The sequence below is a fragment of the Actinoplanes teichomyceticus ATCC 31121 genome (assembly GCF_003711105.1).
In the GTDB taxonomy this organism is placed as follows: Bacteria; Actinomycetota; Actinomycetes; order Mycobacteriales; family Micromonosporaceae; genus Actinoplanes; species Actinoplanes teichomyceticus.
On sequence record NZ_CP023865.1, the window covers coordinates 6,806,168 to 6,826,837 of the forward strand.

A 20,670-nucleotide genomic window follows, 5' to 3' on the forward strand; every position below is an offset into this window, starting at 1 on the left:
CCCGGCGACCGTCCGGCCGGACGGTCACCAGGAAGTTCGCGCGGTGCTCAGGTGGTGCGGGTCAGCTTGTTGCGGGCGAGGAACCGGGTGATCGCCTTGAAGCGGAACTGCTGCACCAGGACCGCGGCGATGATGATGCCGCCCTTGACCATGTTCTGCGCCTCGGTGGACAGGCCGTTGATGGCGAACAGGTTGGTGATCGTGGCGAAGATGATCACGCCGAGCAGTGATCCGACGATCGTTCCGCGACCTCCACTCAGCAGCGTTCCGCCGATGATCGCGGCGGCGATCGCGTCCAGTTCGTACAGGTTGGCCATGGCGGCCTGGGCCGAGGTCCCCTGGGAGGTCAGCATGATCGCGGCAATGCCACAGCACAGCCCCGACAGCGCGTACAGCAGTACGGTGTGCCGCTTGACGTTGATGCCGGCGAGCCGCGCCGCCTCGACATTGCCGCCGACCGCCACCGTGCGCCGGCCGAACGTCGTGCGGTTGAGCAGCACCCAGCCGGCCGTGACGACCGCCGCCAGGATGTAGACCAGCAGCGGGATGCCCAGTACCTTGCTGCTTGCGATGTCGTTGATGACGGCGTTCGTGGACACCTGGGTCTGCTTGTTGGAGATCTGGGCGGCCAGGCCCCGCGCGGCCACCAGCATCGCGAGGGTGGCGATGAAGGGCACCAGCCTGCCGTACGAGATCAGCAGGCCGTTGATGAGACCGACCACCACCGCGACGACGATCGCGGTGAAGATCATGCCGGCGGCGCCGTAACTCTGCGTGGCCACCGTCGTGGCCCACACTCCGGCCAGGGCCACGATCGCCCCGACCGACAGGTCGATGCCACCGCCGATGATGACGAAGGTCATCCCGACCGTGACGACGCCGATCACCGAGGCGAGCTGGAGGATCGACAGGAAGTTGTTCCACACCCACGTCGAGTCGCTGTAGAGCTCGGCTTGGGTGATGGCGCCGATCGCGACCAGCGCTATCAGCACCGCGACGAGGACGAGGTTGCGCTTGGCCGACTCGCCGCCGTCACCGCCCAGCCACCCCCTGCGGCTGCTGGCACCGCCCGGTGCCGCGGCCGCGGCACCCGCCCGGTCCACCGGGGGCGACTGCGCCGGAGGTCCCGGCGCGGCGGTTCCCGTGCCATCGCTGATGGTCATACCGGCGTACCTTCCATGAGCGACCCCGCCATGACGAGGCCGAGCACCGTGTCTTCATCCAGGTCGGTGGCGGGCGCCGCGCGGATCACGCGGCCCTCCCGCATCACCAGCACGCGGTCTGCCAGGCCGAGGACCTCCGGTACCTCGCTGGAGACCAGCAGCACGCCGACGCCGTCGTCGGCCAGGCGGCGGATCACCCGGTAGAGCTCCGCGCGCGCGCCCACATCGACACCCCGGGTCGGCTCGTCCAGCAGCAGCACCCGGGTGTCCCCGAGCAGCCACCGGCCGACGACCACCTTCTGCTGGTTGCCGCCGGACAGCGTGCCCGCAGGACGGCCGACGTCACGCGGGCGCAGGTCCAGTGACCGCGCCACACGGTCGGACTCGTCACGTTCACGCTTGGCGTTGGTGAACCCGGCCCGCGCGAGCTGCGAGAAGGTGGCCAGGGTCATGTTGCGGTAGATGGGCTCACGCAGCAGCAGCGCCTGGCTCTTGCGTTCCTCGGGCGCCATTCCCATCCCGGCGCGTACCGCCGCCCGGACGTTTCCCGCAGCCAGTTGCCGGCCGGCCAGTTCCACGGTCCCCGCGTCGGCCCGCCGGGCCCCGTAGATCGTCTCCAGCAGTTCGGAACGGCCGGACCCGACGAGTCCGGCGATCCCCACGATCTCCCCCGCGCCCACGGTCAGCGAGACATCGGTGAACTCACCGGCGCGGCCGAGGCCCTTCACCCGCAGCAACATGTCGCGCTCCGGCGTGGCGACGGCCCGCGGCGGGAAGACGTACTCGATGGTGCGCCCGGTCATCCGGCTCACCAGTTCGCTGGTCGGGGTGTCGGCGGCCGGAAGGTTGGCCGCCGTCGTCCGGCCGTCCTTGAGGACGGTCACCCGGTCGCCGATGGCCCGGATCTCCTCGAGCCGGTGCGAGATGTACACCACGGCGATGCCTTGGGCGGTCAGCTCCCGGATGATGCGGAAGAGGTTGTCGACCTCGTCGTGGGCCAGGACCGCACTGGGCTCGTCCATGACGAGCAGGCGCGCGTCGTGCGAGAGCGCCCGGGCCATGCTGACGATCTGCTTGCCGGCGGCCTGCAACGCGTGCACCATGCGGCGGGGGCGGATCTCGCCGTGCCCCAGTCTGCCGAGGATGTCGCTGGTACGGGCGGTCATGCTCCGGCGCCGGACGAATCCGGCCCGGCGCGGTTCGTGCCCGAGGAAGACGTTCTCGGCGACGGAGAGGTCCTCCACCAGGTCGAGTTCCTGGTAGATGGTGGCGATGCCGGCGTTCATCGCGGCCTGCGGGTTGGCGAACGTGACCGGCTGCCCGAGCCATTCGACCGTGCCCGAGTCCGGGCGGTGTACCCCGGAGAGCACCTTGATCAGGGTTGACTTGCCGGCCCCGTTCTGGCCGAGCAAACAGTGCACCTCGCCGGCCCGGACTTCCAACTGCACGCTGTCGAGTGCACGGACGCCGGGGAAGGTCTTGACTACGTCCGTCAGCCGTAGGACGACGTCCTGCCCGTTCGCGCCGGATGTGGCGGCGTCGGGGGCGTTCACGACGCCTGCTCGAACGCGGCGTGGCTGGCCAGCACGGCGGCGCCGGTGACACCCGCGCGAGCACCGAGCTCGGACAGGACGACCGGGAGATTGCCGGTGGCCAGTGGTAATGAGCGCCGGTAGACCGCGCTGCGGATCTCCGCCAGCAGGATGTGGCCCAACTGAGCGAGTCCTCCTCCTATGACGATCATCGACGGGTTGGTGAAACTGACCAGTGCGGCGAGCACGGACCCGATCCGATGCCCGCCGTCTCGGATGAGCTTGATGCACGCCACGTCTCCCTCGGCCGCGCCGTCGGCGACGTCGCGGGCGGTGAGCGGGTTGCCGGCGGCGAGCCGCTCGGCGAGCGCGGGAGAGGCGCCGGAACGCGCGGCGGTCATGGCGTCACGGGCCAGCGCGGCGCCGCTGAACACCGCCTCCAGGCAGCCGACGTTGCCGCACGAGCACATGGGACCCTGCTGATCGACCTGGATGTGGCCGATGTCGCCGGCACAGCCGTCGGTGCCCCGGTAGACGTCACCGGACAGGTGGATGCCGCACCCTATTCCGGTGCCGATCTTGACGAACAGGAAGTCGTCGACGCTGTGCGCCACTCCCCCGTGCCGCTCGCCGATCGCCATGATGTTGACGTCGTTGTCCACCACGGTGGGGCAGCCGTGCTCGCGAGTCATCAACTCACGCACCGGGAAGCGATCCCAGCCCGGCATGATCGGCGGAGAGACGGGAACGCCGTCGCGGAAGCTGACCGGTCCGGGCACGCCGACGCCGATGGCATCGAGTCGTTCATAGGCGCCGTCCGCCCGGGCCTTGGCCAACAGCTCGCTGACGCGGTGCAGGATCGCCTTGGGCCCCGATCGGATGTCGGCCGCCTCGGTGTAGGCCGCGACCGGCTCGAGGCGGCCGTTGGTGACCTCGACGTCGATCGAGCTGGCCCCCAGGTCCACCGCGGCGAAATGCAGCCGCGGATGCAGCTCGACCAGGGTGGAGCGTCGCCCGCCGCGGGAGGCGGCCATACCGGCCTCGGCCAGATACTCCGCCGCGACCAGGCGTTCGACTTCGGTGAGCAGCCGCGGCCGAGTCACTTCCAGGCGGTCGGCCAGCTCGGCCCGGGAGAGCGGCCCCTCGTCGCGCAGCAGCTGGAGCAGCCGCAGGTAGGGGGGTTCGACCGTCATGCGCACGCGCAACCTCCGGATCCGCACGCCGCCGGCGTGGTGTCTCACTGGTGGTGACATCGAGGTCGTCGATGTGTTACTTGCGACACACAGTAGAAGTCATCGAAGGCCGTGTCTATATCTTCTACAAGATCCGCATGAAACTTTTGCCTAGAAATGCAAAAGGCTGAGCTCACACCGACAAGAAGTCGCCCCTTGACCGCCGAAGTCGTCCGCAACACGACAGCGGGCGGACGCGACGACCCATCGAGACCGCCAGACGTCCGCCCGCCAAAACCCTCAACGCTGTACATCACGGCCATCGATGTCAAGGACAGGCCGACACAAAGTCCTGAAGCGACCTAACTTTTAGCTGACATGGAAAAAGTTGAGCAACATATAGATGAACTTGTAGACGTCGTAATCGAAGTTCCCTACCGTTTCCGGCGAAACACGGTCTGTGTCGCGGGCACGCCAAGCCACCTCCCGAGCACGCCGATCGCGGCGCTGCCCCCGCGTGCCCGAAAGCTGCCGAACCATAGGAGAACTTGATGGCCCAGTTGCATCAACGCTTGTTGCGCCTGCCCGTCATCAGCCTGGGCGCAGTGGTCCTCACGTCCGGCCTGACGGCGGGCACCGCGCACGCCGACCCACCGCCGCAGGAGCCCGGGGTGACCCTCAGGGTGTTCGACGTCCAGACGCCACTGGACAGGATCTGCACGTTGAAGCCCGCACAGACGCCCAACATCGACAAACTGATGCCGATGATCAACTGGTCCGGGGCGGATTTCGGCATCGAGAACTACTTCATGGCGCAGGCTCTGACCAACATCACGATCCCGGCCGACGGCTCGTACACCTTCCGCCTCAGCAGCGACGACGGGTCCCGTCTCACCATCGACGACGGCCTGGTCGTCAACCACGACGGCCTGCACGGCGTCACGTCCAAGGACGGCACTGCACAGCTCGACGCCGGCGTACATCCGCTGCGCATCGACTACTTCGAGCGGGACGGCGGACAGCAGCTGACCCTCGAGTGGAAACGGCCAGGCGCCAGCGCGTTCGAGGTCGTACCCGGCTCCGTGCTCAGCACCGAGGCCGGCGTGGTACGAGTGACCGCGCCAGGCCGCAAGGAGTGCGAGGGGTCCGGCGACACACCCGGCGACGGGCTCCCCCTGACCGGGGTCCACCCCAACTACACCCTCACCAACCTGCGCCCCAACGGCTTCGAGCCGAAGGTCACCGGAATGGACTGGTTCCCGGACGGGCGCCTGGCGGTACTGACCTGGGGCGGCACCGACGATTCGGGAACCTCGGCCGCCGGCGAGGTCTATCTGCTCGACAAGGTGACCGGCAACACCGGCACCGGCACCGTCGCGCTGAAGAAGGTCGCCGGCGGGCTCAAGGAGCCGATGGGACTCAAGATCGTTGACGGCACGATCTACGTCTCCGAGAAGGCTCGGCTGACCCGCCTCGTGGACTCCACCGGTGACGACGTCGCGGACAAGCTGGAGACGGTCGCGACCTGGCCCTACGGCGGAAACTTCCACGAGTTCGCGTTCGGGCTGCTCTACGACGCGCCGAACTTCTACCTGAATCTGTCGGTGGCGATCAACTACGGCGGCAACACCACCAATCCCCAGCCTGCCCCGAACCGAGGCACCACCATCAGGGTCAACAAGGACACCGGCGCGGTCTCGTACGTCGCCGGCGGCCTGCGCACACCGCACGGCATCGGGTGGGGACCGGAGCACGGCCTCTTCGTCACCGACAACCAGGGAGGCTGGCTGCCGTCGTCGAAGCTGCTGCACGTCAAGCAGGATCGTTTCTTCAACCACTACATGACTCCGGCCGGACCCTTCGACTCCAAGCCGGTGACGCCGCCGGTCCTGTGGATGCCGCAGAACGAGATCGCCAATTCGCCCAGCACGCCGGTTCTGGTCGAGGAAGGCGTGTTCGCCGGCCAGATGCTGATCGGCGACGTCACCTACGGTGGTATCCAGCGCGCCTACCTCGAGAAGATCAACGGTGAGTACCAGGGCGCCCTGTTCCGGCTCACTCAGGGCCTGGAGGCCGGCGTCGCCGAGCTCAGCCTGGGACCGGACGGGGCCATTTACGCCGGTGGTCTCGGTGCCGGCGGCAACTGGGGCCAGACCGGCAAGCTGAAGTACGGGCTGCAGAAACTCAGCCCGAACGGGAAGAACAGCTTCGACATGCTGGCGATGCGGGCGAAGCCGGGCGGATTCGAGATCGAGTACACCCAGCCCCTGTCGACCGAGACGGCCAACGCGCTGGCGGCCCGGTACACGCTCAGACAATGGCGGTACCAGCCCACCGCCGGCTACGGCGGTCCCAAGATCGACGAGCAGACGTTGACCGTGACATCGGCGAGCCTGTCGGCCGACCGCAAGAAGGTCACTCTCGCTATCAGCGGCCTCGAGCTTGGTCATGTCGTCCACCTGCGCTCACCGCGTCCGTTCTCCTCGACCACGGGTGAAACGCTGTGGAGCACCGAAGCCTGGTACACGCTGAACGCCGTGCCGGGTGGTGCCGGCACGATCACCGGCATCGGCGGGAAATGCCTGGACGTTGACAACTCCGGAACCACGGACGGCACCAAGATCCAGCTGTGGACCTGCAACGGCACCGGCGCCCAGAGATGGGCCCGGGTGGGAAGCACGTTTCAGGCGCTGGGCAAGTGCCTGGACGTCTCCAACGGCGGCACCACGAACGGGACCACGGTCCAGCTGTGGACCTGCAACGGCAGCGCGGCGCAGGTCTGGCAGCCCCGGTCCAACGGCTCGATAGTGAATCCGCAGTCCGGCAAGGTGCTCGACGCGGCCGGAGTGAGCTCGGCCGACGGCACCCCGATCCACCTCTGGGAATACGTCGGCGGCGACAACCAGCACTGGGTGATCACCGGCACGAACTAGTGTCGCGATGGCCCATCGCCGGCGGTGGAGATGAGGAACGTACGCCGTACCGCAACCGGACCCCGGCGAGCACCTGCTCGAACCCGTCCGTCAGCTGATCGAGTCGGTCAACGACCCGCCGAAAGGCCAACGCGATCGTTGAACTGCACGACGGCCGCGGCATCGAAGGCGTCGGCGCCCACACCGCCGCCGGCCGCCACCGCCGGCTTCACTCGGCCTGAGCGCACCACACGCCCGATCCATCGGAGCTGGAGCCCATCACCGCAAAGGTGATCTTGCGCTCCCATTCTGCTCCCCGAGTAAGCACCACAACAGCAGCGGCTCGTTACCGGATTCCGGTAACGAGCCGCTGACCTGCACAAACTCTGGTGGGCGATACTGGGATCGAACCAGTGACCTCTTCCGTGTCAAGGAAGCGCGCTCCCGCTGCGCCAATCGCCCTGGCTTAAGCTTCCTGAGAAGCTCTGCGAGGTGGAGACGGGATTTGAACCCGTGTACACGGCTTTGCAGGCCGTTGCCTCGCCTCTCGGCCACTCCACCGAGTCGGCCCCGCACGGTTACCTGTGAAGGCCTCTCCGAGCGGACGACGGGATTCGAACCCGCGACCCTCACCTTGGCAAGGTGATGCGCTACCAGCTGCGCTACGTCCGCGTTGCCGCCGGGCTTCCCTGGCGACGGAGAAAACCATAGCCGGTCACCTGCGACTCCGCCAAACCGGGGTCCCCCGGCGTGTCGTGAGCAGGGCGGATGCCCCGGTTGTCCACAGGCACCGAACGGGGCGGGCACGGCCGGCCCGAGTCCGGTTGGATGGGCGGCATGGAGATCCGGCAGATCACCGCCGAGGAGCGCCCGGCGACGATGTTCCCGCTGCAGGCCTATGCGTTCATGCCGTCGCCGTGGCCGGCCGAGCTCACCGAGAAACACCGGCAGCGCATGCGGTATTTCACGACCACGACCTGCCTGATCGCCGAGGAGGGCGGGGAGACACTGGCCGGGGTGGCCGCCCTGCCGATGCGGCAGAACGTGCGCGGCCTGGTGCACGACATGGCCGGCGTGGCGGCGGTGTCGTCACATCCCTCGGCGCGGCGTCGCGGCCTGGTGCGGGAGCTGCTGACCCGGCTGCTGCGGCAGACCCGTGACCAGGGCTGCGCGGTGAGCGCCCTCTATCCGTTCCGCCCCAGTTTCTATGCCCGGTTCGGTTTCGTGGGGATCCCCCGGGTCCGGGTGGCCCGGTTCGCCCCCGAGGGGCTGTCCGAGCTGGTGCGACGCGATCTGCCCGGCTCGGTGCAGCGTCTGCCGATGCGGGACGCGTTCCCGGCGTATGAGGACCTGCTGCGCCGTCTGCAGGCCGAGCGACACGGGTTCGCGACCTTCGACGAGGTGCGCTCCGCGGAGTTCCGGGAGGATCCGCTCTGGGTCGCGCTGGCTCGGGCCGGCGACGAGGTGGTCGGCGCGGTCCGCTACCGCATCGACGAGCACGGCGGTGACCTGCTCGGGTCGAACCTGTTCAGCACCGGGCCGCTGGGCCGCGCGCTGCTGCTGCAGTTCTTCGCCCGGCACGTCGACCAGGTCGCCCGGATCGAGCTGCACCTGGGTGCCGACGAGCTGCCGGAGCTGTGGGGCACCGACCTGTCCGTGACCACCACCGGCACAGTGGACTACCCGCGGCGGAACGCGCCGATGGCCCGCGTGCTCGACGTGCCCGCGCTGGCCGGCAGCCGGGTCGGCAGTGGGTCGATCACCGTGGAGATCGCCGACGACACCCTGATCGGCGGCGTCTGGCGGCTCGGCGCCGACGACGGGCAGCTGACGGTCGCGCCGGGCGGCACCCCGTCGGCGACGCTCACCGCCGCCGGGTTCAGCGCGCTGGCCTACGGTGTGCTCGACCCGGTCGAGGTCTTCACCCGTGGCCTGGCCGACCTGGACGCCGACGCCATGACCCGCCTGGGTGCGCTGTTCCCCCGCCGGACGCCCTACATGTTCGCCGACTTCTGACGCCGGACGCCCTACATGCCCGCCGACTTCTGGCCGGACCGGAAGCGTGGTCCCACGCGGGCGAGCCGGTAGACCGGCACGACGGATCCGCGATCGCCCACGGACCCCGGCTCCCGCACCGACGAGCCGGAACACCCGCACAGCGGCTCCACGACCACCCCGACCCCGGACGACCGAGCCGGAGAACCCGCACAGCGCATCCACGCCCCCGGACCCCCGGCTCCCGCGCGGACGGGTCAGGGGGCCACCGGGAGGCCCGGGGAGGTGAAGGCGCGGCCGTCGTCGGTTATGGCGGCCGACTCGTAACCCTCGGCGACGCGCTTGGCGAGCCAGGCCAGGCCGGGTTCGCCCATGGCGAGGGCGGCGGTGGCGTAGGCGTCGGCCACCGCGAGGTCGGGACCGGTGACGGTGACCGAGCGCAGGCCCGAGGCGGGCCGGCCGGTGCGGGGGTTCCGGACGTGGGCGCCGCGTTCGTACGTTCCGGAGGTGGCCACGGCGCCCTCCCGGACGGACAGCACCCAGGCCAGCTTGTCGGCCTCCCACGGGTGGCGGACGCCGACCCGCCAGGGGCGGCCGTCCGGGGCGGTGCCCCGCATCCGGATGTCGCCGCCGGCGTTGATGTGGTGCCGGGTCGAGCCGGCGGCGGCGAGCCGGGCCGACGCCACCTCGACGGACCAGCCTTTGACATAGCCGGACGGGTCCAGCGCCCCGGCGGCGTACGCGTCGAAGTAGCCGTCGGTCTCCCGCCACAGGCCGGCGCAGCGCTCCAGGACCAGGCGCAGGTCGGCCGAGCAGTCCTCGACCCGCAGCGCGCCGCTGCGCAGGCGGGACACCTCGCTGTCGTCCCGGTACGTGCTGAACCGCGCGTCGACCTCGTGCAGCCACGCGCACGTCGATCCGACCAGCTCCCGCAGCCGCGACGGCGGCAGGTCGTCGGCGATGTCGATGCTGACGACCGTACCCATGACCTGTTCGACGTGGCGCACGACCTGGACCCTACGCGTCCCCGGCCGGCCTACGCGCCCGCGGCGTCCAGGGCGGCCTGCAGCGACTTGGCGTAGGACTGACTGGTGTAGGTGGCCCCGGAGACCGCGTCGACGTCGGCGCTCTGCGCCTTGAGGGTCTGCTGGCTGAGCTTGGCGACCGCGTTCGGGTTGATCGTGCCGCTGAAGCCGTTCTTCGGGTAGGTCGCGTTCGCGCTGGTGATCCTGCCGCCGCTGACCTTGATGGCGACCTGGACCGTGCCGTACGGATTCTGCACGGCCGTGCCCTGGTAGCTGCCGTTCTTCAGGCCGCCCTCGGCCTCCGCGGTGGGCTCGGCGGCCTCCCTCTTCTTCTTCCTCGATGCGCTCGGCGACGGGTCGGCGGCCGGCTTCCCGGCCGGGTCGGCGGTCCGCTCGGCCGCGGGCTCGTCGGCCACCTCCTGGGCGGCCGGCGCGGCGGCCAGCGGCGCCGCGGGCGTCACGCTCAGGCGGACCCCGAGGATCAGGGCCGCACCGGTGAGGGTGCCGACGGCTGCTGCGGTACTACGGCGCATGGCGTAACTCCGGAGGTCGAGGGGGGACGGGATCAGAATTCGAAGGGGTCCAGGTGCAGTTGGCTGTCCGGCACGCCGAGCTGCCTGAGCGTGCCGACCGCGGCCTCCACCAGCCCGGGCGGGCCGCACAGGTAGACGTCGCGGCGGTTCACGTCCGGCACCAGGCCACGCATGCCGTCCGGGGTGAACAGCCGCCGCGGGCCGGGGTCCTGGCGGGACCCGACGATGTAACGCACCCAGGCGTCCCGCTGCTCGGCCAGCTCCTCCAGCTCGGCGCGGAAGACCAGCTCGTCCGGGCGGCCGGCCCGGTAGATCACGATGGTGTCCGGCGGCATGTCCTCCAGCAGCGCGCGGATCGGCGCGATGCCGCTGCCACCGGCGATCAGCAGGGCTCGCCGCCGGGTCCGGCGCTGGGCGGTGAACGTGCCGAACGGGCCCTCCGCCCACACCGGCGTGCCCGGCCGCATCTCGGCCAGCTTGGCGGTGTGCCTGCCGGCGACCGTGACGGTCAGCCGTAGCCACTCCCGGTTCGGGGCGGCGGAGAGCGAGAACGGGTGTGACTGCCACCAGCCGTTGGCGTTCAGGAACCGCCAGCGCATGAACTGGCCGGCCTGCGCGGGCAGCCGGTCCAGCCGCTGCCCGGCGATGTAGATCGAGAACGTGTTGGCGCCCTCGCTGACCACCTCGGCGACGGTGAACCGGTGCCGCGCGTTCAGCCAGACCGGCTCGACGATGCGGCCCCAGACCAGCGCGGAGATCACCAGGGCGCCGAGGCCGGGCCAGAAGTACGACGCGAACCGCCCGCTCAGATCCGCGCCGGTGGCCACCTGGTGGCCGTAGCCGAGCAGCAGGACCAGGTAGCCGGTGAGGTGGATCAGGTGCCAGAGCTCGTACGGCAGCCGGTTGCGCAGGAACCGGATGGAGAGCAGCGACAGGAGCACCAGCAGACCGGTGGCGACCGTCGCGCTGATCATGTCGGGGAAGGTGGTGATCACGTTCCACGCCTGGTCGGCCACGCCGGTCTGGGCGAGCAGGGCGTAGCCGTACACGATGGTGACGATGTGCGCGATCACCGCGACCAGCAGGGACGTGCCCAGCCAGCGGTGCCAGCGGAGCAGGTCGCGGGAGCCGACCCACTCCTCCAGCCAGGACACCCGGCTCATCATCAGCAGCTGGATGAAGAGCAGGTAGCCGCCGATCAGGCCGGTGACCCGGCCGGTGGCCAGCATCAGACCGGCGGTGTCGTCGAGCGCGCCGGGCCGGGTGTCGAAGAGCCACAGCGACACGCTGGTGGCCAGTCCGGAGAGGAACAGCAGCACGGTGAAGAGCCGGTTGCCGGAGGTGGCCTCGGCCGGCGGCCGGTCGTCCGGCACCGGGACCCCGGCGCCGGCCTTCCAGCCGGTCGGCGAGGTGTTCGACTCGACCACGATGTCGCCGCGCCGGTAGGGGTCGGCCGGCTGCGCCGGTGCGCCGGGCTCCGGATCCGGCCAGGCCGGCAGCGACGGCGAGTCCCACGACGGCCGCGCGGCGGCACCGGACGAGGCGTCCCACGACGGCCGCGCGGCGGCACCGGACGAGGCGTCCCACGACGGCCGCCCGGCGGCACCCGACGAGGCGTCCCACGACGGCCGCCCGGCCGCGCCCGACGGCGCGTCCCACGACGGCCGCCCGGCGAAACCGGACGGCACGCCCCGCGACGGCCGGTCGTCGGAGTAGCGGGACGAGGAGGACCGGGACGGTCGGTCCTCCTCGTGGCCGCCGGCCGGCCGGCGGTCCCGCGCGTCCGAGGGATCGGCACGCAGGCTGGAGAAGTAGCCGTCATCGTCGTCCGGCAGCTCACGCTGGTCCTGGAAGGCCGGAATGGCCATCGTCCTCACCTGCTCACCAGTCGTCTAGCGGCGCCCGCCACCCCTGCGGCCGACGTGACGGCCCGGTCGCCGCCGGCCCGTCAGTTATGCGTACGCACGTCGCCGCCGGATGGCTCAACCGCGTACCGGAAAATTCTCTGATCCGGGAAGGGATAGGTTCTGCGGGTGCGTTCCGACAACCCCGCGGTGGTCACCGTCATCGGTCTCGGCGCCGGCGGCTGGCCGGACCTTTCCGGTACGGCCCAGGCCCTGCTGACCGACGCCGAGGTGGTCTTCGGCGGCCCCCGGCAGCTGGCCCTGCTCCCGGACGCCACGACCGCGCGGCGGGTCCCCTGGCCCTCCCCCATGCTGCCGGCGCTGCCCGGCCTGTTCGAGTCCGAGCGCGACCGCCGGGTCTGCGTGCTGGCCAGCGGCGACCCGATGTTCCACGGCATCGGCGCCACGCTGGCCCGGATCCTCGGCCCGCGGCGGCTGCGCGTCCTGCCGCACCCGTCCTCGGTCTCGCTGGCCGCCGCCCGCCTCGGCTGGGATCTGGCCCGCACCGACGTGGTCAGCCTGGTGACCGACCCGGTCCCGGCGATCGGCCGGGCGCTGAACCCGGGCCGCCGGATCCTGGTCCTGTCCGCCGGCGCCGAGACCCCGGCCGCCGTCGCCGGCTACCTGACCTCCCGGGGCTACCCCGGGGCCCGGCTCACCGTGCTGGAGCAGCTCGGCGGCCCGGGCGAGCGGCTGCTCAGCGGCACGGCCGGCGACTGGGCGATGCCGCCCGGCGACCCGCTCAACGTGATCGCGGTCGAGTGCGGCGACGGCCCGCCGCTCGCGGTGGCCCCCGGGTTGCCGGACGCGGCGTACGAGACGGACGGCCAGCTCACCAAGCGCGAGGTCCGCGCCGTCACCCTGGCCGCTCTCGGCCCGGCCCCGGGCCGGCTGCTCTGGGACGTCGGCGCCGGCTCCGGCAGCATCGGGATCGAATGGCTGCGCAGCCACCCGGCCTGCCGCGCGGTGGCGATCGAGTCCTCCGCCGGCCGGGTCGCCACGATCACCGCGAACGCCGCCGCCCTCGGCGTGCCCGGCCTGCGGGTGGTGCACGGCCGTGCCCCGCAGGCGCTGGACGGCCTGCCCGACCCGGACACCGTCTTCATCGGTGGCGGGGTGACCCGGGACGGCGTCCTGGACCGCTGCCTGGCCGCGCTGCGCCCGGGCGGGCGGCTGGTGGCGAACGCGGTGACGGTGGAGTCGGAGGCGGTGCTGGCCGCCTGGTACGCGAAACTGGGCGGCGAGCTGACCCGCCTGACGGTGCAGCGCGGCTCGCCGGTGGGTGGCTTCACCGGCTGGCGTTCCCTCATGCCGGTGACGATCTGGACACTGAATCGATGACCGTACATTTCATCGGCGCCGGGCCCGGCGCCGCCGACCTCATCACCCTGCGTGGCCATCGGCTGCTCAGCGAGTCGCCGGTCTGCCTGTACGCCGGCAGCCTGGTGCCCGCCGAGCTGCTCGCCGCCTGCCCGGGCGGCGCCCGCCTGGTGGACACCGCGAACCTGACCCTCGACGAGATCGTCGCCGAGATGGTCGCGGCGCACGAGGCCGGCCGGGACGTGGCCCGGCTGCACTCCGGCGACCCGTCGGTGTTCAGCGCGGTCGCCGAGCAGATGCGCCGGCTGGACGCGGCCGGCGTGCCGTACGACGTCACCCCGGGCGTTCCGGCGTTCGCCGCGGCGGCGGCCACCCTGGGGCGCGAGTTCACCGTGCCCGAGGTGGCGCAGACGGTGATCCTGACCCGCACCGCGGAACGGGCCACCGCCATGCCGCCCGGCGAGGACCTGGCCACGCTCGGCGCGAGCCGGGCCACGATGGTGCTGCACCTGGCCGTGCAGCGGATCGACGCGGTGGTCGCCGAGCTGGTCGGCAACTACGGCACGGACTGCCCGGTCGCCGTGGTGGCCCGGGCCAGCCGGCCGGACGAGCTGATCGTGCGTGGCACACTCGCCGACATCGCGGACCGCGTCCGGGCGGCCGGGATCCGGCGGACCGCGGTGATCGTGGTGGGCGCCGCGCTGACCGCCGGCCAGTTCCCGGACAGCCACCTGTACTCGGCGGACCGCTGCCGCTCGTGAGGATCCTGATCCTGGGCGGCACCACCGAGGCCCGTGAGCTGGCCGGGCTGGTCGCCGGCGAGCACCGGGTGGTCACCTCGCTGGCCGGGCGCACGAGCGCGCCGCGGCTGCCCGCGGGGGAGGTCCGGGTGGGTGGTTTCGGCGGCGTGGCCGGGCTCGCCGGGTACCTGCGGGACGAGCGGATCGAGCTGCTGGTGGACGCGACGCACCCGTTCGCGGCGACCATGAGCGGGCACGCGGTCGCGGCGGGGGCGGTCACCGGCGTACCGGTGCTTTCCCTGCGCCGGCCCGGCTGGACCGCGGCGCCGGGCGACGTCTGGCACCGCGTCGCGTCCCTGGGCGAGGCGGCGGCCGTCCTGCCCGGGCTGGGCCGGCGGGTCTTCCTGACCACCGGACGGCAGGGCCTGGCCGCCTTCGCCGGCCTGGACGAGTGCTGGTTCCTGGCCCGGTCGGTGGAGCCGCCGGCGCCGCCCGCGCCACGGCGTCTGCGGGTGCTGCTGGACCGCGGGCCGTTCACCGTCACGAGCGAACGCGGGCTGCTCGCCGAGCACCGGATCGACGTGCTGGTCACCAAGGACAGCGGCGGCTCGGACGCGAAGCTGGTGGCGGCGCGGGAGCTGGGCGTGCCGGTGCTGATGATCGACCGGCCACCGGCGAGCGCCGCACCGGCCGTGCCGACCGCGCCGGCCGCCGCGGAGTGGATCGGGCGGCTGGCCCGGCGGTGACCGCTTCCGGCGGCACCGGCCAGGCCGGATCGCCGCTGGTCGGTCAGCTGCGGGCGCGGGGCTCGCGGCGGCCCGGCCGACCGGGGTGGACGTGGTCGGCGGCGCGGGCTGGACTCGGCGCCGGCCGGGCGGACGTGGTCGTCGACGTGCTGAACACGCGGGAGCGGGAGGAGACGGCGGCCACCGCGTCCTTCCGGGAGTCGGCGCGGAACGTGGCGCGCTCGGCCGGGGTCCGCGCGAAGATCACTTCGGACGGGCGGCCGTTCCTCGGCGCGGACATCCCGGTGGACGCGCCGGTCGCCGGACCGGGCGCCCGGCTCGGCACGGTCACCCTGGCCGCCTGGCGGGAGCGCGGCGGGAGCTGACCGCTCCGGGCCGGCCGCGGGCCGCGGCCGGGCCGGCCTTCAGACCTTGGCCTTGAAGGTGCTCCGGTACGCCTGCGGGGTCGTGCTGAGCCGCTGGGTGAAGTGGTGCCGCAGGGTCTGCGCGCTGCCGAACCCGGCCCGGCCCGCGATCGCCTCGACGCTCAGGTCGGTCTCCTCCAGCAGCCGGCGGGCGAGCAGCACCCGCTGACCGGTCAGCCAGTCGTGCGGGGTCGCGCCGGTCTCGGCCCGGAACCGGCGGGCGAACGTCCGCGCGGCCATGTGCACGGCGTCGGCCATGGTCTCCACGGTGTGCTCCCGGTCGAGCGTCTCCAGCAGGTGGGCGAGCAGCGGCTGCAACGTCGCGCAGGACGCCATCGTGGGGATCGGCGTCTCGATGAACTGGGCCTGCCCGCCGTCGCGGTGCGGCGGGACCACCATCCGCCGGGCGATCTGCGCGGCCACCGCCGAGCCCTGCTCCTCGCGGATCAGGTGCAGGCCGCAGTCGATCGCGGCGGCGGTGCCGGCGCTGGTCAGCACGGTGCCGTCGACCACGTAGAGCACGCCGGGATCGACTTTGGCCCGGGGGAAGCGGGCGGCCAGCGAGTCGGTGTACCGCCAGTGGGTGGTGCAGCGCCGGTCGTCGAGCAGGCCGGCCTCGCCGAGCGTGAACGCGCCGGTGCAGACGCTCATCACCCAGGCGCCTCGGTCGTGGGCGTGGCGCAGCACGTCGAGCACCTCGGCGGGCGCCTGGCGGACGTCGTTGGGCACCACGGCCACGAGGTCGGCGGTCCAGGCCGGGGCGAGGTCGTGGCTCGGGGTGATGGTGAAGCCGGAGTGCGACGGCACCGGTCCACCGTCGACGCCGCACACCGCGAAGTCGTAGCCCGGCAGCCCCTCGGCGGTGCGGTCGTAGCCGAACAGTTCACAGAGGACACCCAGCTCGAAGACCGCCACCTCGGGCATGGCGATCACGGCGACGCTGCGCAACATGCGCCCACCGTAGCGCAGGGTTGGCAGTTTCTTGAAGATGTATGGCATTCCTGCCACTGGCCGGGAGGAGTCCGTGGGGCGAGGCTGGATGTATGGAAATCGCGGTTCTTGTCTTCTTCGTCCTACTATTGATCGCTTCGATGGCGGGCCTGACCCGCGACTCCCGGGACAGCGCCGACTGGAAGCCCAGCGTCGACGGGCGCCGCGCCACATGAGGCCGCCCGGGGGAAAGCCGCCGGACCGGCAGCCGCGAGAGGGAGGGCCGCCCCGGCAACCGCGCGAGGGAGGGCCGCCGCACCGGCAGCCACGCACGGAAAAGCCGCCGGACCGGCGCCCACGCGCACCGGCCCGGCGGCCTCCCTCCGGCTCAGCCCGCGATCATCGACCGCCGGTGAGGATGGAGACCGGTCGCGGCGCGGCCACCGGCGGCAGCCGCTTGCCGGGCGTCGCGCTCATCGTGGTCGCGGTCGCCGGCTCGCCGCCGGTCTCGATCGGCTCGGTGAACGGCTGGTGCTCCGCCGCGCACGTGGTGCCCTTGGCCGGCAGCGCCACCTTCAACAGGTAGTTGTCGATCGCGGCGGTGGCGCAGGCGCCCGTCCCGTACGCGGTGTGCCCCCAGTTGTCGCTGGTCAGCAGCCGCGAGTTGGGCAGCACCCGGCTCATCGCCACGGACGCGTCGTAGTTGGTCGCCGGGTCCCAGTAGTTGCCGATCAGCAGCACCGGAGCGGACGTCCGCTTGTTGAACGGTCCCCGGTACGCGTCCTCGTCGCGCACCGTCCAGGTGCTCCGGGCGCACGGGGCGTCGATGTAACCCCAGGCCCGCCCGAAGTACGGCGCCTGCCGGTCCCGGACCGCGGTCGCCGCCGGCCAGCTGGCGGCGTTCTTCGGGTGGGTGCCGTCGGTGCAGACCACGCCCATGGTGGTCTCGAAGCTGTTGTCGTACGGGAAGTCGTACCCGGTCGCGCGGGCGGTCCGGATCCGGTCCAGCACCGAGGTCCGTGCCGCCGCCACCGCCGGCGAGGAACCGCCCTTGATCAGCGCCGCGATGTCCGCCGCCAGCTGCATGGTGTTCTCCCCCGCGTACGGCGAGTAGAGCGCGCTGAGCTCGGCGGAGACGAAGTCGGCGTAGGTGATCGTGAAGGTGCCCTCCTCGTCGGTGACGACGACGGGCTTGGCCTTGAGGCTGCGGGTGATCGCCGCGAAGTTCGCCTCCGGGTTGCCGGCCGCGAACGCGCAGTACTTCTCGCCGGCCCGGTCGCAGCGCTTGAAGATCTCCTTCAGCGCCCGGTACGCGCCGTCCGCCGAGTGCAGCCGGGCGTCCAGGATGCGGTCACCGGCCGAGCCGGCGCCGACCCAGGCCCGCGGGTCGAGGTTGCCGTCGATGGCCAGCGCCCGCACCCGGTCCGGGAACATGTTGGCGTAGTACTCGCCGAGCACGGTGCCGTAGCTGAAGCCCAGGTAGGTCAGCTTCTTGTCACCGACCGCCCGCCGGATGACGTCCATGTCCCGCGCGACCTCGGCGGTGGACATCGCGCCGGAGAGCGGCTTGCCGGTGGTCGAGCAGGCCTTGCCGAACGCCTTGGCCCCCGCGGTGTAGGTGGCCTCCTGTTTCGCGCCGACCGGGAAGGCGATGTTCAGCTTCGCCATGACGGCGGACTGCGCCTTGACGGAGGTGAAGCACTTGATGTTCGCGCTGGCGCCGATCCCCCGCGGGTCGACCCCGACGATGTCGAACTTCTGCAGCAGCGATTCGCTCAGGAAGTACGGCGCGTTGAGCGCGATGTCGGTGCCCGAGCCACCCGGTCCGCCCGGGTTGAGGAACAGGCTGCCGATCTTGTGCTTCTGATCCTTGGCCTTGACCCGCAGAACCGCGATCTCGGTCTTCGCGCCCTTCGGCTTGTCGTAGTCGAGTGGCAACTTCACCGTCGCGCACTCGGCGATCTCGTAGCACTTGTACCAGCCGAGCTTCGGTGTCGGCACCGAGTCGACCCGCTTGCTCTCGATCTTGCTGGTGCGGGCCGGCGACGCCGCTTCGGCCGCCACCGACGATCCGGCGACCAGAGCGATGCCGGCGATTCCGGCGACCACCAGCCGCGATCTTGAGAGGTGCATGCAGAGCCCCTTTCTCCACGAGGCTCGCATCGTAGGACGCCGATGCACGCGCACCGCCCGATGTGGACCGTCCGCGGCGGCGGCCCGGGTCGCCGGAGCAGTTTCCGCGCCCGGGTGCCGGGTCAGATCCCGGTGACGGCGAGGCTGCGGGTGACCACCGACGCACGCCACTGCGGCGGCGCGATCTCCGGGTACGCCGCCGCAGGTCGGCGGGCCGCCAGGGCGAGGCAGACGGTCAGCGCGCTGACCAGGCTCACCAGCGCCGAGGCGCCGACGGCGGCCTGTCCGGTGGCGATGCCGTAGAGCAACCAGGACGTGGCGGACGCCACAGCCAGCCGGAACCGGGCCGGCGACAGCCCGGAGACGTCGCACGCGCGGTCGCGCAGAAGCGCCAGCGGCTGCGGGAGCGCCGACATCAGCGAGCCGACCGGCAGGACGGCGCCCAGCATCGCGCCCGCGTGCGCCGCGGTCACCTGCGGCAGCGCCGCCGCGGTCGCGGCCGCGCAGACGGCGAGCAGCACCGCGCCGGCCACCCCGGCCCCGGCGCGCAGCACCCGCAGCGAGCGCACCGCCGCCTGGGTGACCAGCAGCGCGGCCAGCACGGCCAGGCCGGCGGTCACGTTGAGAACGGCGGACACCACCTGGATCCGGTCCCCGATCAGCAGCCCGTACGTCAGCCAGCCGGCCGGCATCGCCACCGCGAGCAGGCACGCGGCCGGGGACAGGCCCCCGGTCCGGCGGCGCACGCAGGAGAGATACACCTGAGGCCAGGCGATGGACATGGACAGGGCGGCTCCGAGGAGGCCGAAGGCGTGCGCAGACATGATCCGTTTCCGCTCGGTGACGTCAGGTCACCGATCGATTCGGCGCGGGCGGCCCGACGCTGATCGTCAGCACCCGGACCGCAACCACCCGCTACCCGCACGCAACCGGCCCGGGACCCGTGGGTGACGCGAACCCGGCCGCATTTGGCACAGTGGACCCATGCTGACCGACGTGGACCTCCCCGCGCCCGGACTGCTCTGGACCCGCTGGGCGGCGTTGAGCGCCGTGCTCAGCGGCGCCGGCCGTGGACAGCGGTGGTCCATCGACGAGAACGGCGCCCGGCGCGACGACCCGGACACCGGCTGGGCCCGGTTCGCGCTGCTGGACGGTCGCCGCGCGGTGTTGTACGGCACACATCGGGAGCACCACGCCCGCGTCTCGGCCGACCCGGCGGCCGACCCGCTCACCGGTGCGCCGGACTGGCTGCCGTGGGCCGACCTGGCGCCGCTGGCCGAGACCGACCGGCTGGGTTTCGTGATCTGGCACGAGAACGGGCGCTGGTCGCGGGTGCGCTACCGGCACCCGGTCGACGACGGGATGGCCGAGCTCGTCGCGCCGTTGCTGACCGAGGAGCACACGGTGAACGCGCTGCACGCCGTGGTGGCCCCGGCGCAGCGGCGGGACCTGCGCGAGACCGCCGCCGACCTGCTGCACGCGGCGGTCCGCGGCGAGGTGGACGCCGGCCGGCTCGCCGCGCTGCTCGGCGACCGGGCACACCTGGCGGCGGCGCTGGTCGTCGCCCGGGTGGGCGGGATCACCCCGGGCACCCGGCCGCCACGGATCGAGCCGGGACAGCGCCCGCCGATGCGCCGCGTGCGCCGGCTCAGTCAAGGCGAGCACGACCGGCTGGTCTGGGCCGCCATGCACGAGGCGACCGAGCTGCGCCGACCCGCCCCGCCGGACACCGACGAACTGGGCGCCCTGGTCAGCTGGTTGCAGGAGCGCGCGGACGGCGGGGACGGGCGGTGCTCGCTGCTGGCGTACGCGGACGCGACCAGCTTCAGCTCGCAGTCCGGCGAGCATCCGCCGGCCGACCGGCCCGGGGAGCAGCGGTACGCCGCCTTCCGCCGGCTCACCGAGCTGGTCCGCGCGCTGCGCCGAGCGGAGTCCGACCCCCGCTACGGCCGCTGGCTGTTCCTGCGGGTGGAGACCAGCGCCACCGACGTCCGGATCGAGCGCCGTTACGACTCGTGGCCGGTCTGGTGGCACGACGACGGCGTGTCCGGGCCGTGGCGCACCAACCTGCAGGAGGAGATGGAGGCCCGGCACCCGAGGTGGCGGCCGTCGTGGACCCGGCTGCTCGACCCGGAGGTGGCGTACCGGCCGACGTCCTGAT

At 72.0% G+C, this 20,670-nt stretch carries 17 protein-coding genes, 3 tRNA genes and 1 pseudogene; 9 read left to right on the top strand and 12 right to left on the bottom strand.

The window, feature by feature from the left end; translation table 11 throughout:
- Positions 1–47 precede the first annotated feature (47 nt).
- From ACTEI_RS29815 to ACTEI_RS29825, 3 genes are read right to left on the bottom strand one after another with little or no spacing between them, the layout of a single operon-like run.
- On the bottom strand, positions 48–1,163 hold the full coding sequence (locus ACTEI_RS29815; RefSeq protein WP_122980682.1) for an ABC transporter permease: 1,116 nt from the start codon (positions 1,161–1,163) through the stop codon (positions 48–50).
- Positions 1,160–2,716 carry a sugar ABC transporter ATP-binding protein gene (locus ACTEI_RS29820; RefSeq protein WP_122980683.1) on the bottom strand — a complete coding sequence of 519 codons (1,557 nt, stop codon included), beginning with the start codon at positions 2,714–2,716 and terminating at the stop codon, positions 1,160–1,162. The genes ACTEI_RS29815 and ACTEI_RS29820 overlap by 4 nt, the downstream gene beginning before the upstream one ends.
- A complete protein-coding gene (locus tag ACTEI_RS29825; RefSeq protein WP_122980684.1) occupies positions 2,713–3,888 on the bottom strand; it encodes an ROK family transcriptional regulator in 1,176 nt (391 codons plus the stop codon). Before ACTEI_RS29825 ends, ACTEI_RS29820 begins: the two co-directional genes overlap by 4 nt.
- A gap of 530 nt (positions 3,889–4,418) precedes the next feature.
- Between ACTEI_RS29825 and ACTEI_RS29830 the strand changes: the two genes are divergently transcribed.
- Both ACTEI_RS29830 and ACTEI_RS39455 read left to right on the top strand, forming a co-directional pair.
- On the top strand, positions 4,419–6,800 hold the full coding sequence (locus tag ACTEI_RS29830; protein ID WP_122980685.1) for a ricin-type beta-trefoil lectin domain protein: 2,382 nt from the start codon (positions 4,419–4,421) through the stop codon (positions 6,798–6,800).
- A 55-nt stretch (positions 6,801–6,855) separates the two neighbouring features.
- A pseudogene (locus ACTEI_RS39455) lies at positions 6,856–6,988 on the top strand (IS982 family transposase); the annotation flags it as partial.
- Between the two features lie 178 nt (positions 6,989–7,166).
- On the opposite strand, the gene ACTEI_RS29835 reads toward ACTEI_RS39455, so the two are convergent.
- The 3 genes from ACTEI_RS29835 to ACTEI_RS29845 form a co-directional block, all read right to left on the bottom strand.
- Positions 7,167–7,241: transfer RNA gene (locus ACTEI_RS29835), tRNA-Val, on the bottom strand.
- 28 nt (positions 7,242–7,269) lie between these two features.
- Positions 7,270–7,340, bottom strand: a tRNA-Cys gene (locus ACTEI_RS29840).
- Between the two features lie 38 nt (positions 7,341–7,378).
- Positions 7,379–7,451, bottom strand: a tRNA-Gly gene (locus tag ACTEI_RS29845).
- Positions 7,452–7,616: 165 nt separating this feature from the next.
- On the opposite strand from ACTEI_RS29845, the gene ACTEI_RS29850 reads away from it, so the two are divergent.
- Positions 7,617–8,795: a GNAT family N-acetyltransferase gene (locus ACTEI_RS29850; protein ID WP_122982494.1), complete on the top strand. Its 1,179-nt coding sequence runs from the start codon at positions 7,617–7,619 to the stop codon at positions 8,793–8,795.
- A 236-nt stretch (positions 8,796–9,031) separates the two neighbouring features.
- Here the strand turns inward: ACTEI_RS29850 and ACTEI_RS29855 are convergent, their stop codons facing one another.
- Genes ACTEI_RS29855 through ACTEI_RS29865 form a run of 3 tightly spaced genes read right to left on the bottom strand, consistent with a single transcriptional unit; the run spans position 9,032 to position 12,200 of the window.
- Complete coding sequence (locus ACTEI_RS29855; protein ID WP_122980686.1) at positions 9,032–9,760, bottom strand: FAD:protein FMN transferase; 729 nt, start codon at positions 9,758–9,760, stop codon at positions 9,032–9,034.
- Between the two features lie 50 nt (positions 9,761–9,810).
- Entirely contained in the window at positions 9,811–10,332 is a 522-nt protein-coding gene (locus ACTEI_RS29860; RefSeq protein ID WP_122980687.1) for an FMN-binding protein, read from the bottom strand.
- 32 nt (positions 10,333–10,364) lie between these two features.
- Positions 10,365–12,200, bottom strand: a complete 1,836-nt coding sequence (locus tag ACTEI_RS29865) for a ferredoxin reductase family protein (RefSeq protein WP_239082085.1) — start codon at positions 12,198–12,200, stop codon at positions 10,365–10,367.
- Positions 12,201–12,365: 165 nt separating this feature from the next.
- Here ACTEI_RS29865 and cbiE point away from each other — a divergent pair, with 165 nt between their 5' ends.
- From cbiE to ACTEI_RS29890, 4 genes are read left to right on the top strand one after another with little or no spacing between them, the layout of a single operon-like run.
- Entirely contained in the window at positions 12,366–13,577 is a 1,212-nt protein-coding gene (cbiE, locus tag ACTEI_RS29875) for a precorrin-6y C5,15-methyltransferase (decarboxylating) subunit CbiE (protein ID WP_122980688.1), read from the top strand.
- A complete protein-coding gene (gene cobM / locus ACTEI_RS29880; RefSeq protein ID WP_122980689.1) occupies positions 13,574–14,317 on the top strand; it encodes a precorrin-4 C(11)-methyltransferase in 744 nt (247 codons plus the stop codon). The genes cbiE and cobM overlap by 4 nt, the downstream gene beginning before the upstream one ends.
- The gene (locus tag ACTEI_RS29885; RefSeq protein WP_122980690.1) at positions 14,314–15,042 is read left to right on the top strand and encodes a cobalt-precorrin-6A reductase; all 729 of its coding nucleotides are present in this window, start codon (positions 14,314–14,316) and stop codon (positions 15,040–15,042) included. Before cobM ends, ACTEI_RS29885 begins: the two co-directional genes overlap by 4 nt.
- A complete protein-coding gene (locus ACTEI_RS29890; protein ID WP_122982496.1) occupies positions 15,039–15,407 on the top strand; it encodes a hypothetical protein in 369 nt (122 codons plus the stop codon). The genes ACTEI_RS29885 and ACTEI_RS29890 overlap by 4 nt, the downstream gene beginning before the upstream one ends.
- 39 nt (positions 15,408–15,446) lie before the next feature.
- On the opposite strand, the gene ACTEI_RS29895 is transcribed toward ACTEI_RS29890, so the two are convergent.
- Positions 15,447–16,397, bottom strand: a complete 951-nt coding sequence (locus tag ACTEI_RS29895; RefSeq protein ID WP_122980691.1) for a GlxA family transcriptional regulator — start codon at positions 16,395–16,397, stop codon at positions 15,447–15,449.
- 92 nt (positions 16,398–16,489) lie between these two features.
- Here ACTEI_RS29895 and ACTEI_RS39085 point away from each other — a divergent pair, with 92 nt between their 5' ends.
- Positions 16,490–16,612, top strand: a complete 123-nt coding sequence (locus tag ACTEI_RS39085; RefSeq protein WP_262384540.1) for a hypothetical protein — start codon at positions 16,490–16,492, stop codon at positions 16,610–16,612.
- A 163-nt stretch (positions 16,613–16,775) separates the two neighbouring features.
- On the opposite strand, the gene ACTEI_RS29900 is transcribed toward ACTEI_RS39085, so the two are convergent.
- Positions 16,776–18,509 (bottom strand): alpha/beta hydrolase, encoded by a 1,734-nt coding sequence (locus tag ACTEI_RS29900; RefSeq protein ID WP_122980692.1) that lies wholly within the window; start codon positions 18,507–18,509, stop codon positions 16,776–16,778.
- Between the two features lie 122 nt (positions 18,510–18,631).
- Positions 18,632–19,333 carry a SemiSWEET transporter gene (locus tag ACTEI_RS29905; protein WP_122980693.1) on the bottom strand — a complete coding sequence of 234 codons (702 nt, stop codon included), beginning with the start codon at positions 19,331–19,333 and terminating at the stop codon, positions 18,632–18,634.
- Between the two features lie 160 nt (positions 19,334–19,493).
- On the opposite strand from ACTEI_RS29905, the gene ACTEI_RS29910 reads away from it, so the two are divergent.
- Positions 19,494–20,669 carry a hypothetical protein gene (locus tag ACTEI_RS29910; RefSeq protein WP_122980694.1) on the top strand — a complete coding sequence of 392 codons (1,176 nt, stop codon included), beginning with the start codon at positions 19,494–19,496 and terminating at the stop codon, positions 20,667–20,669.
- Position 20,670 lies beyond the last annotated feature (1 nt).

Coding starts and splice junctions, on each gene's coding strand:
- ACTEI_RS29815 (WP_122980682.1), bottom strand. CDS start 1,163: ATGACCATCAGCGATGGCACGGGAACCGCCGCGCCGGGACCTCCGGCG.
- ACTEI_RS29825 (WP_122980684.1), bottom strand. CDS start 3,888: ATGACGGTCGAACCCCCCTACCTGCGGCTGCTCCAGCTGCTGCGCGAC.
- ACTEI_RS29830 (WP_122980685.1), top strand. CDS start 4,419: ATGGCCCAGTTGCATCAACGCTTGTTGCGCCTGCCCGTCATCAGCCTG.
- ACTEI_RS29850 (WP_122982494.1), top strand. CDS start 7,617: ATGGAGATCCGGCAGATCACCGCCGAGGAGCGCCCGGCGACGATGTTC.
- ACTEI_RS29855 (WP_122980686.1), bottom strand. CDS start 9,760: ATGGGTACGGTCGTCAGCATCGACATCGCCGACGACCTGCCGCCGTCG.
- ACTEI_RS29860 (WP_122980687.1), bottom strand. CDS start 10,332: ATGCGCCGTAGTACCGCAGCAGCCGTCGGCACCCTCACCGGTGCGGCC.
- ACTEI_RS29865 (WP_239082085.1), bottom strand. CDS start 12,200: ATGGCCATTCCGGCCTTCCAGGACCAGCGTGAGCTGCCGGACGACGAT.
- cobM (WP_122980689.1), top strand. CDS start 13,574: ATGACCGTACATTTCATCGGCGCCGGGCCCGGCGCCGCCGACCTCATC.
- ACTEI_RS29895 (WP_122980691.1), bottom strand. CDS start 16,397: ATGTTGCGCAGCGTCGCCGTGATCGCCATGCCCGAGGTGGCGGTCTTC.
- ACTEI_RS39085 (WP_262384540.1), top strand. CDS start 16,490: ATGGAAATCGCGGTTCTTGTCTTCTTCGTCCTACTATTGATCGCTTCG.
- ACTEI_RS29900 (WP_122980692.1), bottom strand. CDS start 18,509: ATGCACCTCTCAAGATCGCGGCTGGTGGTCGCCGGAATCGCCGGCATC.
- ACTEI_RS29905 (WP_122980693.1), bottom strand. CDS start 19,333: ATGTCTGCGCACGCCTTCGGCCTCCTCGGAGCCGCCCTGTCCATGTCC.
- ACTEI_RS29910 (WP_122980694.1), top strand. CDS start 19,494: ATGCTGACCGACGTGGACCTCCCCGCGCCCGGACTGCTCTGGACCCGC.